A 17,350-nucleotide genomic window follows, 5' to 3' on the forward strand; every position below is an offset into this window, starting at 1 on the left:
TCCCTGTGTTCCATGCTGGTCGCCACGGCGCCGTGGGGGCCGTAGGCGAGCAGGTCGATCCTGCGCAGACCCGCGGGTAGTGGCAGGTCGGGGGCGGCCTTCGGGTGGTGGGGATCGGTGACCGTCCACCGTTTGTGGCCGGCCGCCACCGTGCCGCCGTCCGGGCTGAACTGAACGGCCCTGAGCTCGGCTTGCGGGTCACCGCCTTGGAGCCGGGCCGTCCTGCGGGGATGACGGGGGTCGGAGAGGTCCCAGAGCGAGATCTTCCCGGACATGCGACTGGAGCACTCCGGTGCTGGAGATCACGCTCCCGCGCCCGCTGCGGCAGGGGCAGGTCGCCTCGCTGGAGAACGCCGCCGCGGGCTTCCGCTGGATCTGGTGAACCGGCCGGTCCACACCCGTCAGGCGGACGGGCACCACGCGCCGGTCCACCCCCGTCAGGTCCCCGTACCGGATCCGCCCGGCGGGGAGCCGATCTCCACCCACACGCACTTGCCGATGCCGTTGTCGTCCAGCGGATGCCAGCCCCAGTTCCGGCCCAGCCGTTCCACGATGAGCAGCCCGTGGCCCCCGGGCCGGGACGGATCGGACCGGTGCGCGGCCCGCGGTGCGGCGGGGCTCCCGTCCGTCACCTCGATCCGCAGCCGCTCGCCCGTACAGCGCAGGACCAGGGACGTGGGCCCGCCCGCGTGCAGGCACGCGTTGGCCACGACCTCGGAGACCAGGAGCAGGGCGTCGTCGGTGGCCTCCGCACCGGGAGTGCCCTCTTCCACGGGGCCCGGCGGCCAGCGCCACTCCGTGAGGGCCTGACGTGCGAAGTCGCGGCACCGGGTGACCGCGTTCGCGGCCCCGTGCAGCACGAGGAGCCGGGTCAGCTCCGGTGACCGGCCCTCGTCCATGGGTGCTCCTCCCCTACGGGCGCTGGGACGTCGCGAGCGCGGCTTCCAGATCCGTGTGGACCCGGAAGATCCGGTCCGCGCCCGTGATGTGGAACATGCGGGCGACCGGTGGGTGCAGGCCGACCAGCTCGAGGGTGCCTCCGGACTCCTGGATCGCGAGCCGGCCGCGCAACAGCACGTTCAGGCCCGTCGAGTCGCAGAAATCCAGGCGGGTCAGGTCGACGAGCAGCCGCCCGCCGTCCGGCCACGTGGTGTCCAGGGCCTGCCGCAGGGGCTCGGCGGTGTCGTGGTCGAGTTCCCCCGCCATGGCCAGGACCGTGGCCCCCTGGAGGGACCGCGCCTCGACGGTGAATCGTTCTCCGTTCGACGTGGCCATCAGGCACACACTCCCTCTCCGTGCCCGGTCGGATGAACCGCTGGGGCTGCCATGGCTCCTCCCATCCGGAATGTTCGGGGCACGTCGCGCCTACCCCGTGGGGCGCCGTCCAAGCCTGGGACCGGGGGGCGTGCGGCGGCGGTCGGTGTCCTGGCGCGGCCGCGCCCGGTGTGCCGGATCACGGGTCGTCCGGGACGTGGATGTCCAGTACGCAGATGTCGTCGCGGTTGCCCGGGCACAGCGCGGCGAGCGTCCGGGCGAGGGTTTCGCCGTGGCCCTCCCGGAGCAGCCGCAGGGTGGACGCGGCGAGCCGGTCGAGTCCGACGCTGATGTCCTCGCCCGGCTCCTCCACCAGCCCGTCGGTGTAGAACAGCAGGCGGTCACCGGGCATCAGCTCGATGACGGCCTGCCCGTACGAGGAGTCGAAGCCGGCGCCGAGGAGGTTGCCCTGCGGCTGGTCGAGGAAGTCCGCCAGGTCGCCGCGGACCAGCAGGGGTGGCAGGTGGCCCGCCCGTACCCAGGTCAGGCGCCGGTCCCAGGGCTGGTAGCGGCCCATGACCATGGTGGCGGTGGCGGTGGCGGACGGGTCCGAAGCGGTATGGAGCAGAAGGGTGTTGAGCCGGCGCAGCACATCGGGCAGGGGCGATCCGGTGATCGTCATGCCCTTCGTGGTGAACCGCAGCTGGGCCATGGTGCCGACGGCGGCCAGCCCGTGGCCGGCCACGTCCCCGACGACGAACAGGGCGCTGCCGTCCGGGAGTTCGATGGCGCTGTACCAGTCGCCGCCGACGTTGATCCCGCGGTCGGCGGGAACGTAGGCGACGTCGATGCACAGGCCGGCCAGTTCCAGGGACTGGTCGGGGATCGGCAGCAGGGTGTCCTGGAGGCTCGCGGCGAGCGCCCGTTCGGCCTGGAGCATGCCGCTCTGGACGAGGACGGCGCGCTCGCTCTCGCGCAGGGCGAGCTCGGCGCCGCGCTGTGCGCTGAGGTCCTGGAAGAAGCCGTGCACCTCCACCGGTGTGCCGTCCGCGTCCGTCCGGGCCTCGGCGACGATCCGCAGGTGACGCACGCCGGCGGCGGTCGTGATCCGGAACGGCTGGTCCACGGCCTCCCCGCTGCGCAGCAGCCGCCGCACGGCGGCGCCCAGCCTGGGCAGGTCGTCGGGGAGGACGCGCCGCGGCAGTTCCTCCAGGGCCATCGGCCCGTGGCGGGGGTCCCGGTCGAATATGGCGTAGACCTGATCGGACCAGGTGACGGTGTCCGTCGTGAGGTTCCATCCGGCCCAGCCGAGGTTGCCCAGCCGCTGCATGTCGGCCAGCCGCCGTGCCTCGCGCTCGCTCGTGTCGTGGCGGATCCACGACACGACCAGCCGGTCGCCCAGCCTGGAGGCCCGGACGGAGTAGACGGACTGCTGCGGGACGCCGGCGACCACCTCCTCGTAGGTGAAGGGCTCGCCCTCGTACGCCGTTCCCGTCGTGAGCGTCTCCAGGTACCCGTCCCACAGCGCGGTGCCCACCACCGTCGGGTACGTCTCCAGGACCCGGCGGCCGACGAGCTCCTTGCCGCGCCGCCCGGCGACGTCCACCGACTCGGGCGCCGCCGCGTCGATGCGGTAGTCCTCGACCTCGCCCGTCTCCGAACGCAGCGGGGTGAGGAGGATCGCCGGTCCGGCCAGCGCGTCCAGCATCCGCTGGGCGGAGGCCACGTCGACGTCTGCCGGCCCGTCGTCGGCGTCGGGGGGCCGCTCCGGCACGCCCAGCGGACCGGCGCACAGCCGGGCCGCCCGCCGCAGCAGCGCCCGGACGTCGGCCGTGAAGGGCCCCGGCCGCGTCCTGAGGAAGCCGATCGCCGTGTCCGGGGAGCCGTCGGCGGGTACGGGGATCCAGGCCCGCGAGCGCCACCGGTCCGTCGCGTCCGAGATCAGCAGGTAGTGGCGGGCGTCCTGCACCGGGTCCTCCAGCCACAGGGCCCGGTGCCCGGCGACCGCCTCGTGGGCGGCCACCCCGGCGAGCGGGGGGATGCGGCGCCACCGCTCGGCCAGCACGTCGTCGATGCCGGCGCTGCCGGTCAGCTCCAGGCTTCCGGCGGACGTCAGGGTGTAGATCATCACCGCGTCCACGCCCGCCTCGGCGCCCAGCACGGTCCTCAGCAGCTCCGCGACGGCGTCACCGCCGTGCGCCACCGCCAGGCCGTCGGCGAGCCGGGCCAGGGGCGGGCGCAGTGCGGCCTCGCCGGCGCGGCCGACGAGACGGCGCCCGGAGCTGAACGCCGCGGCCGCCGGTTTCGTCCCCGCGCCCGCCGTGGGGCCGCCGGGCGGGTCGGAGGGTGCTGCGGTTCCGGGCGGTGCGGTTCCGGGCGGTGGGTGCGAGCGGATCTGCCCCAGGGTGATCCAGCACTCCTCCAGAAGGGTGTGGCCCCCCTCGGCGGCACGGCCGAGCAGCACGGTGTGAGCCGCGTCGGCGGATACGCCCGACCGGGCCATCAGGACGCCCTTGGCCCGCTCGACGACAGCCGTGGTCGCGGCGACGCCTTCCAGGTCCGCGACCTCCGATCGCAACCTGGCCACCACCTTGGCGAGCGCCAGCACCTCGGGTCCGGCGCCCTCGCCCTCAGGCGCGGCATCGCCCTTCATTCCTTGAGCATGCCACGGCCGTACCCGGCGTGCGCCCAGGTGGGGCGGCCCCTCGGGGCGGCCCCGGCGCGCGGTGACGCCCCGGTCGCCGCGGCCCCCGCTTGGGGCGCGTCCGACGGGGCAGACGCCACGGGTGCCGGCTCGGCAGGAACCAAGGAATTCCGGTCCGAATTGCGGAGTGGCTGCCGTCGAAGCAAGGTGGGCAGCACCCCCCTCCAGGAAGGAACCATCCCGTCATGAGCAAGGCAAAGGGCAAGGCCAAGCAGATCAAGGGCAAGATCAAGGAGAGCGCCGGCAGTGCCATGGACGACAAGGGCATGCAGGCGGAGGGCAGTGCCGAGCGAATGAGCGGCAAGGCCGAGGAAATGACGGCGAAGGCCTCGGAGAAGATGAAGAAGGGAACGGGCAGGTCCTGACCTCGCACCGACCCGATGAATGAAGCGCCGAAAGCGGGGCAATCGAAGTCCGTGCGGGGCGACAAGGCCGCCGCGTACGACATCGAAGAGGGAGGGACGGCGGGGAAATCCCCGCCGTCCCCGGCCCGCCGGAGGAGTTGTTCTCGCGTGACCGAGCATGTGTGGAGTTACAGGCCGACCGCGGGCCACCTGGTCGGTGCCGATCTGGCCGGGTACAAGGTCGAGGCGATCGACGGCGACATCGGCAAGGTCGACAAGCACTCGTACGAGGCCGGCGACGCCTACCTCGTCGTCGACACCGGTGTGTGGATCTTCGGCAAGGAGGTCCTGCTCCCGGCGAGCACGGTGATCCGGATCGACGAGGCCGAGAAGAGGGTCTACGTCGACGGCACCAAGGAGCAGATCAGGAACGCCCCGGAATTCCACCGGGACAAGCACCTCGGTGACGTCGACTACCGCGAGGCGCTCGGCACGTACTACTACTCCGCCGGCGGCCCCCTCGGCCGCCGCCCCTTCTGACCCGGTACAGGAACGGGCCCGAACTCGTCGAGTTCGGGCCCTTTTCCATGCCGGCGGTCCGTTCGTACACGAGCTTCGAGGGTAGACGCGATCCGAGACGCCACGGCGGTCCGATCGGTCCGCCGAATTCCCAACGTGACAACGAGGGGCATCATGATTCTCGTCGGACTTATTCTCCTGATCGTGGGATTCCTGACCGGAATCTCCATCCTGTGGACCATCGGGGTCATCCTGCTCGTGGTGGGGGCGGTGCTGTGGATCCTGGGTTCGGTCGGGCACGCGGTCGGCGGCCGGCGCCATTACTGGTAACCGCCCCTCCAGCACGGCAACCGAGCAGCGTAGACGGCCAGGGTGAGGCGACAGTGAACACGACGGGAGCAGCCACCGGAGATCCCCGGCGTATGGGAGTGCCGGTCACGGGCCAGTGCCGCCGTCTCGCCCTCCGCAGCGTCCGGGGCGCGGTCGGCAAGGGCCGCGACTTCACCCGCCGGACCCTGCGGGACTGGGGGTGGGACCGGCGCGAGAGCGCCGAGGACGCCCTGCTCGTCGTGTCCGAGCTGGTCGCCAACGCGGCCCTGCACGCGAGCGGCTGTCACGAACTCGTACTGACCGCCGGTGAGACCCTGCGCATCGACGTGCTCGACGGCGCGAGGGCGCTGCCACGCCCGCAGGCCGTGGCCAGGCCCGGCGTCCCCGGCGGCCACGGCCTGCACATCGTGCAGCGGCTCTCCGACCGATGGGGCTCCTACGCCCACGACACCGGCAAGGTCGTCTGGGCTGAGATCGAGTCCGCCCGGCTCTCCACGGAACCCGGTCCCGCCATGGCGGACCGTCAGCCGTCCCTGCGTACCCGGCCGTTCACCGGGCAGACGCGCTCGTATGACACGGAGTGACGCGCGACGCGGTGTGCAGCCGGAGGAAGCGGTCGTCCCGGCCACCGGGAGGAGACGCGGCCCGGCACACCCGGCCGTCCGGGCGCTGGCCATGGTGGCCGCCTTCGCCGGCACCGTCCTGTTCAGCGTGGTCCTGGCCCGGCTGACGCTGGAACCCTCCGCCGCCTCGGCGGCCCTCGTGCACAGCAACGTCCGCCCCGGCCGTTCGATCAGCGCCTACCTGGACGGGACTTCGACGATCGAGGCGGTGCGCCAGCTGGGCGGGAACCTGCTGCTGGGCCTGCCGTTCGGTGTGCTCCTGCCCGTCCTGCTGCCCCCGGCCCGGGGCCTGTTGCGGGTCGCCGCCGTGACGGTCTGCCTGATGACGCTGGTCGAGCTCACTCAGGGCGCCCTCGTCACGGGACGCGTCTTCGACATCGACGACGTCATCCTCAACACGGCCGGAGCGCTCCTCGGGTACCTGCTGATCGGCCGGCGGCTGGGGCGGGCCGTGCACCCGCGCCGCAGGCACTGGTGGCACCGCTGGACCCGCCCCCGCCGGCCCGGACTCCCCAAGACACCCCGGGACTCCGGAAGCCTCGTGACCCGTGACCCGTGACCCGTGACCCGTGACCGTGACCCAGGGCGTGTGCCCCAGGACGTGTGCCCCGTTCCTCGTGACTCGTGAGTACTGCACACCCCATCGGTGACAGCGGTGACTGTCGGCGCGTCAGCCCGGCGTGACACCTTCGGTCTGCCGCCGACCGAGGGAGCAGGTGTGAACAAGGGGTACGCCGCCTTCTGCGACACCGACCGCTGGTTCTACGACGCGCCGTACCGGCGGGCCGGTCAGAACTACCCGGCGGCCGACGCCCCCGTCCCGGCGGGGTGGCGCTCGCACCGCAGCGGCGACTGGCTCGCGCTGCGTCCCGCCGACGCCGAACTGCCCTCGCAGGGCTGGAAGATCCACGTATCGGCCACCCTCGACAACGCCGAGTCGCTGCTGACGACCGTGTACGAGTACTGCACCGACCGGCGCATCGCCTTCAAGTTCATACCGAGCCGGTACCTCCTGCACCTGCGCAACGCCAAGTACGCCGACCGCGCGGCGAGCGGGAAGTTCATCACCGTGTACCCGTCCGACGAGCAGCAGTGCCGCCGCATCGCGGAGGACCTCGACGCCGCGCTGGCGGGGGCGGCCGGCCCGTACATCCTCAGCGATCTGCGCTGGGGTGCCGGACCCGTCCACCTGCGCTACGGCAGCTTCACCCTGCGGCACTGCTACACCGAGCAGGGCGAACTGGTCCCTGCGATCGAGGCCCCCGACGGGCGGCTCGTACCGGACCAGCGCGGGCCGGCCTTCCAGCCGCCCGAGTGGCTCGAACTGCCCGGCTTCCTGAAGCCGCACCTCGAAGCGCGTTCCGCGGTCACCCTGACCGGCATCCCCTTCACGGTCGAGCGGGCGCTGCACTTCTCCAACGGCGGCGGCGTCTACGTCGGCAAGGACAGCCGCACCGGCGAGAGCGTGGTCCTCAAGGAGGCCCGGCCGTACGCCGGCCTCGCCGCCGACGGCGCCGACGCCGTGACCCGGCTGCACCGCGAACAGGCCGCACTGGAACGGCTGGCGGGCCTGGAGTGCGTCCCGGCGGTCCGCGGCACGTTCACGGTCGGCGACCACCACTTCCTGGTGCTGGAACACCTGCCAGGCAAACCGCTCAACACCTACTTCGCCCGCCGTCACCCCCTGATCGAGGCGGATCCCGACCCGGCGGAGCTCGCCTCGTACACCGAGTGGGCCCTCACGATCCACCGGCGGGTCACGGAGGCCGTCGACGCCGTGCACGCCCGCGGCGTGGTCTTCAACGACCTGCACCTCTTCAACATCATGGTGGCGGAGGACGAGAGCGGCGAACCCACCGTCGCGCTCCTGGACTTCGAAGCCGCCGCGCACGTCGACGAGGGGCTGCGGCAGACGGTGGCCAACCCCGCCTTCGTCGCCCCGGCCGGGCGGCGCGGGTTCTCCGTCGACCGCTACGCCCTCGCCTGCCTGCGGCTCGCCCTCTTCCTCCCGTTGACCAGCCTGCTCGTCCTGGACCGGGCCAAGGCCGCACATCTGGCCGCCGTCGCCGCCGAGCAGTTCCCCGTACCGCGATCGTTCCTCGACGAGGCCGTCGAGGAGATCCTGTCCGGCGTCCGGCAGGGCGCACCGGCCGCCGGCCCGCCCGCACCGGCCGGGCCGTACCTGCCCGTCGAGCCGGGCGCATGGCCCGCCACCCGTACGTCGATGACCGCGGCGCTGCGCGCGAGCGCCACCCCGGAACGCGAGGACCGCTTCCTCCCGGGCGACATCGCCCAGTTCGCGGCCGCCGGGGGAGGCGTCGGCTTCGGCTACGGGGTCGCGGGCGTGCTCCACGCCCTCGCCGAGACCGGCGCCGGACCCTGGCCCGAGGCCGAGGAATGGCTGCTCGACCGGACCCGGGAACCCGTCTCCGGCACCCCGCTCGGCTTCTACGACGGCCTGGCCGGCACGGCCTGGACGCTGCACCGGCTCGGACACCACGACCGCGCCCTCGCCCTCGTCGACCTGCTGCTGCACCAGCCGTGGGAGAGCGCGGGCCCCGACCTGCACGGCGGACTCGCCGGCATCGGCCTGGCCCTGGACGCACTCGGCACCGCGAGCGGCGAGAGCGCACTGCACGCCGCGGCCCTGCGCTGCGCCGAACTGATCGTCCGGCCCGAACGGCGGCCCCGGCGCGCGGGACTGCTCTACGGCAACTCCGGAGCGGCCCTGCTCCTCGTACGGCTCTACGAGCGCACCGGCGACAAGGAACTGCTGGTCCAGGCCGCCGAAGCGCTCCACCGCGACCTCGACCGCTGCGTCACCAGCGCGTTCGGCACCCTCCAGGTGAACGAGGGCTGGCGCACGATGCCGTACCTCGGCGAGGGCAGCGTCGGCATCGGCATGGTGCTCGACGACTGGCTGGAGCACGGCCCGGACGAGCGTTTCGAACAGGCCCGGCGCGAGATCGTACGAGCGGCGCAGGCGACCTTCTACGCCCAGCCCGGGCTGCTGCGCGGCGCCGCCGGGATGATCCTCCACCTGGCCCGGACCACCACACCGGGCCCGGGCACCGGGGCCGGCGCCATAGCCCGCCAGATCGACGCACTGGCCCGGCACGCCGTGCCGTACCAGGGGCATCTGGCCTTCCCCGGCGAGCAGATGATGCGGCTGTCCATGGACCTCGCCACGGGCACGGCCGGCGCTCTCCTCGCCCTCGGCAGCGCCGCGCCCGGCGGGCGCGCGCACCTGCCGTTCCTCCCGCCGCTGCGCGAGCGCGCGGCGGCCCCCAAGCCGGTCCCACCCGGGGCCGTGACCCATCGCACCACCACAGAGAAGAAGAGGAACCTGACATGACGCTTCTTGACCTGCAGTCGATGGAGACCCCGAAGGAAGAGACCACCGAGGCGATGCACGGCGGCGGTGGCGGCAGCCGGGCCAGCCTGCTGCTCTGCGGCGACAGCAGCCTGAGCCTCACGACCTGTAACTGACCCAGGTCACCTCGGGCCCGGGCGGTTCACCGCCCGGGCCCGCACCACATTCCTGGAGGCATTCGCCGATGAGCCCCCCTGACGAGGCGCTCGACACGGCGCAGGAGCCGGCCGCGGGCCGCAGCGCCGACCGGGCGCTCGTGGCAGCGGCCCGGCACAGTGGTGGGCGCACCGCCGCCGTCCTCGGATGCGCCGTGGCGGCCGCCGTGGCGGCACTCGCCGAACCCGCCGTCCTCGGCCACACCCTCGACCTGCTGCTCCGCCGAGACCCGTCGGGCCCCGCCTGGACGCTGCTGTGCGCCGCGGTCATCGCGGCCGAAGTGGCACTGGACGCCGCCGCGGCACGGCTGACCGGCGAGGTGGACGGCCGTTCCACCGCCCGGCTGCGCAGGCTCGGGCTCGCCGGGCTGCTGCGGACGGCCCCGCACCACGCGGCCCGCCACGCGCCCGGCGAAACCGCCGCGCGGCTGACCGCACACGCCACCGAGGCCGGCAAGGTCCCGGCCGCCGTCGCGCACGCCGTCGCCGCCCTGCTGCCACCGGTCGGCGCGGTGGTCGCACTCCTCCTCATCGACGTGTGGACGGCGCTCGCCTTCCTCGCGGGCGTTCCGCTGCTGGTGCTCCTGCTGCGGGCCTTCACCCGTGACACCCGTACCAGCATCGCCCGCTACCAGCAGGTCCAGCTCGCGACCGCCGGCCGCCTCGTCGAGGCACTGGCGGGGGCGCGCACGATCGCCGCAGCCGGTACCGCGGAACGCGAACGCGCGCGGATCCTGGCGCAGTTGCCCGAGCTCGGCACCGAGGGCAGGCGCATGTGGCAGGTCTTCGGCGGAACGACGGCCCGGTCCGCGGCCCTCATGCCGATGCTGCTGTACGCGGTCCTCGCCGTCGGCGGCATCCGCCTGTCGGCCGGGGCCATCGGGGTCGGCGACCTCCTCGCCGCCCTGCGGTACGCCGGCCTCGCGGCCGGTGTCGGCGCCGTGACCGGCGGGCTGGCGGCCGTGGTCCGCGGCCGGGCCGCCGCCCGGCGCACCACGGCCCTCCTGGAGCTGCCCGTACTCGACCACGGCCGGGCGGAACTGCCGGCGGACGGCCCCGGCACCCTGGAACTGCGCGGGGTCCGGGTCGTGCGCGGAGGTTCGACGGTCCTGGACGCCATCAGCCTGGTGATCCCCGGGGGCTCCACGGTGGCGGTGGTGGGCAGGTCCGGCGCCGGCAAGACGCTGTTCGCGGCCGTGGCCGGCCGGCTCACCGACCCCGACGCGGGCGAGGTGCTCCTGGACGGAGTTCGCCTGCGGGAGCTGACCGCGGGAGCGCTGCGCCGCGAGGTCGGGCACGCCTTCGACCGGCCCGTGCTCTTCGGGGACACGGTCGGCGACGCGATCGGGTTCGGCGCCGGTCCGGCCCCCGGCCCCGAAGCGGTCCGCGCCGCGGCCCGCGCCGCGGGCGCCGACCCGTTCGTACGGCGCCTGCCCCACGGGTACGGCACACGACTCACCGACGCCCCGATGTCCGGCGGTGAGGTCCAACGCCTCGGGCTGGCCAGGGCGTTCTGCCACGCGGGCCGGCTCCTCGTCCTGGACGACGCCACCTCCAGCCTCGACACCGTCACGGCCCGGGAGGTCGAGCGGGCGCTCGCCCACCGGATCCGGCCCGGCACCCGGATCGTGGTCGCGCACCGCCTCTCGTCCGCCGTCCGCGCCGACCTCGTCGTATGGCTGGAGGACGGGCGGATGCGGGCCGTGGGCACCCACGGCGAGCTGTGGCAGCACGAGCCCGCCTACCGGGCGGTGTTCGCCACCGACGGGACGGCCGGCGCGGAAGGGGAACCGGCGACGGAAACGACGACGGAGGCGACGGCGGAGGCGGCGCGGTGACCGAGGGCGAGGCCTGGGCCCGGGTGGCGCCCGAGGGCCGGCGGTTCCTGCACGGCCGCAGGGGCGCTGTGGGACGGCTCGCGGCATGGTCGCTCGTCGAGTCCGCGCACACGTTCCTCGGCGGCTACGGCGTGGCCCGCGCCCTCGACGACGGCTTCCTCGCCGGCCGCACCGGCACCGGTCTCGCCTGGCTGGCCGCCGCCGGAGCCGGAGCCCTGCTCGGCGGGTTCGCGCTGCGCGGCGTGTTCGCCGGACTCGCGGACCTCGTGGAGCCGCTGCGGGACGGCCTGGTCCGCCGGGCGGTGCGGCAGGCACTGGACCGGGCGGTCGCCGACCCGGTGCGCGCTCCCGGCACCGGCGCGGTGTCCCGGCTCACCCAGCAGACGGAAATGGCCCGGGACTCCTTCGCGGGGCTGGTCCTGACGGTGCGTTCCTTCGTGTTCACCGCCGTGGGCGTCCTCGCGGGCATGGCGGCCCTGGCTCCGGTGCTGCTGCTGGTCGTGGTGCCACCGCTGCTGCTCGGCGTGGCCGCCTTCCTGGCCACGCTCCGCCCCATGGCGGCCGCCCAACGCCGGTCCCTGGACACCGACGAGGCGCTGGCGGACCGGGTGGGGGTGCTCGGGGAGGGCCTGCGGGACGTCGTCGCCTGCGGCGGGCAGGAGGCGGCGCGGGCCCGGGTGGAGCCGCTGATCGCCGCCCAGGAGCGGCTGGCGCGGACGCTCGCGCGCTGGGCGGCCGTGCGCACCCTGGCCCTGGCCACGGCGGGCCGGCTGCCGGTGATCGCCCTGCTCGCCGCGACCCCCTGGCTGCTCGGGCAGGGGATCACCGCCGGGACACTGGCCGGCGGCCTCACGTACGTGGTGCAGGCGCTGCTGCCGGCCCTCAACTCGCTGATGACCGCACTGGGTTCGGCCGGCACCCGCCTGGTGGTGGTCCTCGAACGGTTCTGTGATCCACCGCCGGGGGACCCGGACGGCCACCGCGCGGCGGAGCCGCAGGAGCGCGTCCCCGCCGGCCGGCGGACCGCCGCCGCGGCCGCCGCCCCGGCCGTCGCCGCGGCCGAGCTCCGGGGCGCCACCTTCGCGTACGGCCCGGGGGCGGCTCCCGTACTCGACGCCCTCGACCTGGTGGTGACGCCGGGGGAGCACCTCGCCGTGGTCGGGCCGAGCGGCATCGGCAAGTCGACGCTCACCGCACTGCTCGCCGGGATGCTGTCGCCCGACTCCGGGACGGTCCTCGTCGCCGGCGCCGCCGCCCGCCGGGATCCGGCCGCCCCGGGACCGGACCCGCGGCGGACCCTGCTGCCGCAGCAGGCCTACGTGTTCACCGGCACCGTGCGGGAGAACCTGACCCACCTGTCCGCGCACCCGGGCGTCCCCGGGCCCGGGGACGCCCGGGTGCGGCACGCCGTCCGCGTCCTGGGGCTGGAAGGCCTGGTGGAGCGACTGGGCGGCCTGGACGCCGAGGTGTCCCCCCGGCAGCTGTCGCGGGGGGAGTGCCAGCACCTGGCGCTCGCCGCCGCCTACCTCTCGCCGGCCCCGTTGCTGCTGCTCGACGAGGCCACCTGCCACCTGGACCCGCGTACCGAGGAGCGTGCCGAACGGGCCCTCGCGGCCCGTCCCGGCACCCTCGTCGTCGTGGCCCACCGGGTCTCGTCCGCGGCCCGCGCCGACCGGGTCCTCGTCCTCGACGGGACCCGCGCCGTGTGCGGCACGCACGCGGAACTCCCGGACAGGTCGCCCCTGTACCGCGATCTGGTGGGGAGGTGGAACGGGACGGACGGGTGACGCGGCTGCCGCCGCCGCGCGGCCCCCTGCCGCGCCCGTCCGCGGCGGCCGCGGATCAGACCCAGCCGGCCCGCCGGGAGATGCGGATCGCGTCGATGAGGTTGCGCGCTCCGGTCTTGCGGGTCGCCGCGGCCATGTAGTTGCGCACCGTCCCGCTCGCCAGATGCAGCGTGCGGGCGATCTCGGCGATGGAATCGCCCTCCGCGGCCCGCGCCAGCACGCTCAGTTCCCGCGGGCTCAGCGGCACGGGGTCGGCCTCCATGAAGGCCGAGGCCAGCGAGGCGTCGATGAACCGTTCCCCCGCGGCGACCTTCCGGACGGCCCGTACGAGCCGTCCCGGCGAGCCGTCCTTGTCCACGTAGCCGAGGGCCTCGGCCCGGAAGGCCCGGTGCAGTGATCCGGGCGCGCCGGTCGACGCGAGGACCAGGACCGGGGACGGGGAGGCGAGGACCTGGCGGTCCGCGCGTCCCTCGTCGGCCAGGACGGCCGTGGTCCCCGGACAGTCGAGGTCGACGACCGTCACGTCTGGTCGTAAGGACTCGGCCTGGCGCACCGCGGTCCGCCAGCCCGCCGACGTGACCTCGAAGCGCCCTTCCGATCTCAGCAGGGCGGCCAGTGCCGACCTGACCAGGCTGACGCTGTGCAGGACGAGGACCTTCGTCATCTGTGCTCTCCTCGGTAGACGAACCAACGGCACCACGGGTGCCCCCGTACAGGGGTGATGGAACGTCACTGCGGGGGGCGTGCAGGGGCGTACGGCCAACTTGGCCGAGATGCCCGGGGTCTCCGTTCGCGTTAGGCGGGTAACCCCCTTGAACACCTGGCGGATACCACCCCGTCCGCGCCCCGCCCTGCCCGTCCCGCCGCCACCGCTACCGGTGCCTGGCGAGGGTGTGTACGAGGACGATCAGTGCGAAGGCGGTGACGAGCAGGTGCACCCAGACGGGCCCGGGTGCCGGGGCCAGGGACAGGGGGGTGAGCTGCGATGAGGTCATGCTGCGCGTCTGCCCGCGGCGGCCCGGTCGACGCCCCGGGCCCGGGGCGGGAAGGCGCACGGCCGGTCCGGCGGGGTGCGACCGGCGGTCAGCGCCCCGTGGGCCTGCCGGACACCAGCCGGGCGGCCTCGACCTCGGCCCAGACGGCCTTCCCGTGATCGTGCGCGTGGGCGCCCCAGCGGTCGGACAGACGCTCCACGATGTGCAGACCGTGGCCCCCCGGGAGGCCGCGCTGCGGGGCCGGGTGGGGGTAGGGCAGGGTCGTCGTGCCGTCGCACACCTCGATGCGCAGGCACTCCCCGGCCGTGAGGACGAGCTCGTGACAACCGCCCGCGTGCAGCGACGCGTTGGTCAGCAGCTCGGACACGAGGAGCAGGGTGTCCTCGGAGGTCTCGGTCCCGTCCCAGCCCCAGTCCCGCAGGGCCTGGCGCGTGAAGTCGCGGCCCTTGGCCACGGAGCCGCGGACGCCCGTCAGGGCGAGCCGACGGCGCTGCCCGCGGACGGGAGCGGCGGCGCTCACGGTATCGCCCGTTTCCGGACCGATGGTCTCCACTGTGGTCTTTCACCCCCACGTCGACGCTGGTTTCTGCTCTCGGGACCTGCCGGGACAGTCTAGGGGACCGCCGGTCTCAGGGTGTGGCCATGTGGAGGCGCAGCGTGAGGCCTCTCTCCGTGGCGCGGACCTCGACCAGATCGCAGAGCTGGTGGATCATCCACAGTCCGCGGCCGCCCTCGGCCGACACCAGGGAGGGGCGGCGGCGCCCGGCCAGGGGGTCGGCGAGGTGGCCGCCGTCGTGGATCTCGGCGACGACTTCCGTTCCGGGTCCGGCGGTGGCCCACAGCCGGAGGGTGCCCTTCCCGCCTCCGTGGGAGAGGGAGTTGGCCGCCGCCTCGCTGACGGCCAGGACGAGGTCGCTCCGCCGCGCCGGGGACAGGGCCGTGGCGCGCGCCCAGTTCTCGGTGTGTGCGCGCACCTCGGCCAGTCCGCCGTGGGAGTAGGCGAGCCGGGACACCTCGCCGTCGTGCTCGGGCAGGGGCAGATCGCTGTCCGCGCAGACCCTCGCGGCGTCGGTGTAGGCCGGGCTCGCCTGGTCCCGGCCGTCCTCGATCAGCGTGGGGTGCGTGCGCCGGGCATCGGTCACCACCGCGGGCGACAGTGCCCGTACGTCGTACGGGCACAGGACGGTGGCCGGCCGGCCGGCGAAGGCCGTGTTGATGAGGGCCTCGTGGCGGGTTGCCTCCCGCACCGCGGCGGGGGAGCGGCCGGGCCAGATCGGCTCGCCGACGATGCGGGCCGCCCGGCCCGCGTGCCGGTCGGCGAAGTCCTGCAGGGAGGCCAGGATGCGGCCGGGATTGCGGCCCAGTTCCGTCATGTCGGCCCAGGTGATCCCGGTCCCGCCCGTGCCGAGGCTGTCGCGCAGGGCGTCGAGGTGCGGGCCCGGTACGGCGACGAGGACCGGTTCGCCGGCCGACAGGGCGGCCCGTACGAAACCGCCGACCCCGGTGAGGTACTCGCCGAGGTCCCGGTAGAAGAGGGCGGGGTGGACGAAGGCCCGGGGCCCGGCGGGCGCTGGAACAGTGATCATGCTGCGACCTCCAGCGCGGCGCATTCGTCCGGGAACATCTCCACTACTTTGCGGAGCGAGTATGGCGGGTGGTGGAGCAGCAGGCGCCGCCCCTCGCCGTTGAGGGCGGCCGACGCCCGCACCAGGGCGGCGACCGCGGCCGGGTCGAGAAAGGCCACGGCGGAAAGGTCGAGATGGACCACGGGGCCGGGCATGCCGGTCACGACGCCGAGCGCGACGGACAGGGCCTGCCGGGTGTCGAGGTCGCAGCTGCCGCACAGGCGTGCGCCGGGGAGGTCCTGCAAGGGCAGGGCGGTCAGCGGAGCGCTCGTGCCCGCGCCCGTTCCCGTCCGCAGGGAGGTCATGGCCCGCGCCTACCCCGTGAGCATGCCGGCGCGCAGGCGGGCCAGGGTCCGGGACAGGATGCGGGAGACCTGCATCTGCGAGACGCCCAGTTCGGCGCCGATCTCGGCCTGGGTCTTCTCCTCGCCGAAGCGCATCCGCAGGATGCGCCGGTCGCGTTCGTCCAGTTGCTCCAGCAGCGGCGCGAGGGTGTGGAACTCTTCGAAGAGCTCCATGGCGGGGTCGACCTCGCCGAGGCGTTCCGCCAGCGGCCGGGTCGCCGGGCCCGTCGTGGACTGAGCGTCGCTCTCCGCGCCGGCGGCGTCGAGGGAACCGCTCGTGTAGCCGTTCGCGGCCACCAGCCCGTCGATGACCTCGTCCTCGGACAGCTTCAGGTGCTGGGCGACCTCCCTGACCGTCGGCGCCCTGCCCAGGACGTCGGTCAGGTTCTCCTGGGCCCTGGCGAGTTCCATGCGCAGTTCCTGCAGGCGCCGCGGGACGTGCACGGCCCAGGTGGTGTCGCGGAAGTAGCGCTTGATCTCACCGGTGATGTAGGGGAGGGCGAGGGTGGAGAACTCGACCTCGCGCTCCAGGTCGTAGCGGTCGATGGCCTTGATGAGGCCGATGATCCCCACCTGGACGATGTCGTCCATGTCGAGACCGCCGCCGGTCGCCCGGGAGCGGAAACGCCGCGCGGCGAACTGGACGAGGGAGAGATTCATCTCGATCAGGGTGTTGCGCGTGTACTGGTGCTCGCGCGTCCCCTCCTCCAGGGTGCGCAGCCTCGCGAAGAAGAGCCGCGACAGTTCCCGTGCGTCGGCGGGCGCCATCTCACGGGCGTTCTCCACATGGAACGGGTCCTCGTCCTGCGTTGGCGCTCCCGCGGTGCTCCGGTCACAAGCAGGGACTTGCGCGTCTGTTGCACGAATGGGGCCTGTGGCGGTGGACGAGCGAGACATGGTGGCCGCTCCCTCCCGATCGACTGACGGCTGCCGGGGGCCCTTCTGCCCAGGCTTCGCGGTTCTACGCACCTCCCTTGCCATGCTTTGCTCTTCGGGTCGCCCCGCGCGGTCCGACGGGAGCCACCGCGGACGCGGGACGGCCCCGTCGGCGGGGCGAGCAGGCATACTCCCTTGAGCAGGACGTACAGGTGGCGATCCGGGGAGGCGGACATGACCGGAACAGGGGACGCGTACCGGCAGGGCGTGGTCGGGGACGGCCGACCGGCAGGGGCCGGGTGGGTGGTGACGGCCCGTGGGGAGCTCGACCAGGACACGCTGACGCCTCTGGAGGAGGCCCTCCTCTCCGCCGCCGACCGGTACCCGCTGGTGGTGCTGGACGCCGGCGCCATCACCTTCGGGGACTCCTCCTTCCTGAACCTGCTCCTGCGGCTGCACCACCTCACCGTCCTGCGCATCGCCGCCCCCGGCGAGCAGTTGCGACGGCTGTTCGCCGTGACCGGGGCCGATACCGTGCTCTCCTTGCACGCGAGCGTCGAGGACGCCCTCGGGGCGTGAATCC

General features: G+C 74.0%; 19 protein-coding genes. 10 read left to right on the forward strand and 9 right to left on the reverse strand.

Annotated elements, in window-relative coordinates; genetic code table 11:
- Positions 1 to 437: 437 nt before the first annotated feature.
- The 3 genes from ACIPYQ_RS12440 to ACIPYQ_RS12450 all read right to left on the reverse strand — a co-directional run bounded on the left by ACIPYQ_RS12440 (position 438) and on the right by ACIPYQ_RS12450 (position 3,907).
- Entirely contained in the window at positions 438 to 899 is a 462-nt protein-coding gene (locus ACIPYQ_RS12440; protein WP_401249487.1) for an ATP-binding protein, read from the reverse strand.
- A gap of 13 nt (positions 900 to 912) precedes the next feature.
- Positions 913 to 1,275 carry an STAS domain-containing protein gene (locus tag ACIPYQ_RS12445; RefSeq protein ID WP_401249490.1) on the reverse strand — a complete coding sequence of 121 codons (363 nt, stop codon included), beginning with the start codon at positions 1,273 to 1,275 and terminating at the stop codon, positions 913 to 915.
- A gap of 178 nt (positions 1,276 to 1,453) precedes the next feature.
- Positions 1,454 to 3,907 carry a SpoIIE family protein phosphatase gene (locus ACIPYQ_RS12450; RefSeq protein ID WP_401249493.1) on the reverse strand — a complete coding sequence of 818 codons (2,454 nt, stop codon included), beginning with the start codon at positions 3,905 to 3,907 and terminating at the stop codon, positions 1,454 to 1,456.
- A 236-nt stretch (positions 3,908 to 4,143) separates the two neighbouring features.
- Here ACIPYQ_RS12450 and ACIPYQ_RS12455 point away from each other — a divergent pair, with 236 nt between their 5' ends.
- The 9 genes from ACIPYQ_RS12455 (at position 4,144) to ACIPYQ_RS12495 (ending at position 12,927) form a co-directional block, all read left to right on the forward strand.
- Entirely contained in the window at positions 4,144 to 4,323 is a 180-nt protein-coding gene (locus ACIPYQ_RS12455) for a CsbD family protein (protein ID WP_361758567.1), read from the forward strand.
- Positions 4,324 to 4,470: 147 nt separating this feature from the next.
- Complete coding sequence (locus tag ACIPYQ_RS12460) at positions 4,471 to 4,842, forward strand: PRC-barrel domain-containing protein (protein ID WP_361758570.1); 372 nt, start codon at positions 4,471 to 4,473, stop codon at positions 4,840 to 4,842.
- A 153-nt stretch (positions 4,843 to 4,995) separates the two neighbouring features.
- Positions 4,996 to 5,151 carry a DUF6131 family protein gene (locus ACIPYQ_RS12465; RefSeq protein ID WP_319732060.1) on the forward strand — a complete coding sequence of 52 codons (156 nt, stop codon included), beginning with the start codon at positions 4,996 to 4,998 and terminating at the stop codon, positions 5,149 to 5,151.
- Between the two features lie 92 nt (positions 5,152 to 5,243).
- Positions 5,244 to 5,735: an ATP-binding protein gene (locus ACIPYQ_RS12470; RefSeq protein ID WP_401249497.1), complete on the forward strand. Its 492-nt coding sequence runs from the start codon at positions 5,244 to 5,246 to the stop codon at positions 5,733 to 5,735.
- Positions 5,722 to 6,333 (forward strand): VanZ family protein, encoded by a 612-nt coding sequence (locus ACIPYQ_RS12475; protein WP_401249500.1) that lies wholly within the window; start codon positions 5,722 to 5,724, stop codon positions 6,331 to 6,333. Before ACIPYQ_RS12470 ends, ACIPYQ_RS12475 begins: the two co-directional genes overlap by 14 nt.
- Positions 6,334 to 6,492: 159 nt before the next feature.
- The gene (lanKC, locus tag ACIPYQ_RS12480) at positions 6,493 to 9,129 is read left to right on the forward strand and encodes a class III lanthionine synthetase LanKC (RefSeq protein WP_401249503.1); all 2,637 of its coding nucleotides are present in this window, start codon (positions 6,493 to 6,495) and stop codon (positions 9,127 to 9,129) included.
- A complete protein-coding gene (locus tag ACIPYQ_RS12485; RefSeq protein WP_401249506.1) occupies positions 9,126 to 9,263 on the forward strand; it encodes a SapB/AmfS family lanthipeptide in 138 nt (45 codons plus the stop codon). Before lanKC ends, ACIPYQ_RS12485 begins: the two co-directional genes overlap by 4 nt.
- Before the next feature lie 68 nt (positions 9,264 to 9,331).
- Positions 9,332 to 11,140 carry an ATP-binding cassette domain-containing protein gene (locus tag ACIPYQ_RS12490; protein ID WP_401249510.1) on the forward strand — a complete coding sequence of 603 codons (1,809 nt, stop codon included), beginning with the start codon at positions 9,332 to 9,334 and terminating at the stop codon, positions 11,138 to 11,140.
- On the forward strand, positions 11,137 to 12,927 hold the full coding sequence (locus tag ACIPYQ_RS12495; protein WP_401249513.1) for an ATP-binding cassette domain-containing protein: 1,791 nt from the start codon (positions 11,137 to 11,139) through the stop codon (positions 12,925 to 12,927). Before ACIPYQ_RS12490 ends, ACIPYQ_RS12495 begins: the two co-directional genes overlap by 4 nt.
- A gap of 55 nt (positions 12,928 to 12,982) precedes the next feature.
- Here ACIPYQ_RS12495 and ACIPYQ_RS12500 read toward each other — a convergent pair whose 3' ends face one another.
- The 6 genes from ACIPYQ_RS12500 to ACIPYQ_RS12525 form a co-directional block, all read right to left on the reverse strand.
- Entirely contained in the window at positions 12,983 to 13,591 is a 609-nt protein-coding gene (locus ACIPYQ_RS12500; protein ID WP_361762228.1) for a response regulator transcription factor, read from the reverse strand.
- Positions 13,592 to 13,799: 208 nt separating this feature from the next.
- Complete coding sequence (locus tag ACIPYQ_RS12505) at positions 13,800 to 13,922, reverse strand: hypothetical protein (RefSeq protein ID WP_361762225.1); 123 nt, start codon at positions 13,920 to 13,922, stop codon at positions 13,800 to 13,802.
- An 88-nt stretch (positions 13,923 to 14,010) separates the two neighbouring features.
- Positions 14,011 to 14,442: an ATP-binding protein gene (locus tag ACIPYQ_RS12510; RefSeq protein ID WP_362237217.1), complete on the reverse strand. Its 432-nt coding sequence runs from the start codon at positions 14,440 to 14,442 to the stop codon at positions 14,011 to 14,013.
- Positions 14,443 to 14,551: 109 nt separating this feature from the next.
- Positions 14,552 to 15,508, reverse strand: a complete 957-nt coding sequence (locus ACIPYQ_RS12515; protein WP_401249518.1) for an anti-sigma factor RsbA family regulatory protein — start codon at positions 15,506 to 15,508, stop codon at positions 14,552 to 14,554.
- On the reverse strand, positions 15,505 to 15,852 hold the full coding sequence (locus ACIPYQ_RS12520) for an STAS domain-containing protein (RefSeq protein ID WP_401249521.1): 348 nt from the start codon (positions 15,850 to 15,852) through the stop codon (positions 15,505 to 15,507). Before ACIPYQ_RS12520 ends, ACIPYQ_RS12515 begins: the two co-directional genes overlap by 4 nt.
- A 9-nt stretch (positions 15,853 to 15,861) precedes the next feature.
- A complete protein-coding gene (locus ACIPYQ_RS12525) occupies positions 15,862 to 16,788 on the reverse strand; it encodes a SigB/SigF/SigG family RNA polymerase sigma factor (protein ID WP_401249524.1) in 927 nt (308 codons plus the stop codon).
- 213 nt (positions 16,789 to 17,001) lie between these two features.
- Between ACIPYQ_RS12525 and ACIPYQ_RS12530 the strand changes: the two genes are divergently transcribed.
- Entirely contained in the window at positions 17,002 to 17,346 is a 345-nt protein-coding gene (locus tag ACIPYQ_RS12530; RefSeq protein WP_401249527.1) for an STAS domain-containing protein, read from the forward strand.
- The last annotated feature ends 4 nt before the right edge of the window (positions 17,347 to 17,350 follow it).

The organism is Streptomyces sp. NPDC090045 (assembly GCF_044747975.1).
Taxonomy (GTDB): Bacteria; Actinomycetota; Actinomycetes; order Streptomycetales; family Streptomycetaceae; genus Streptomyces.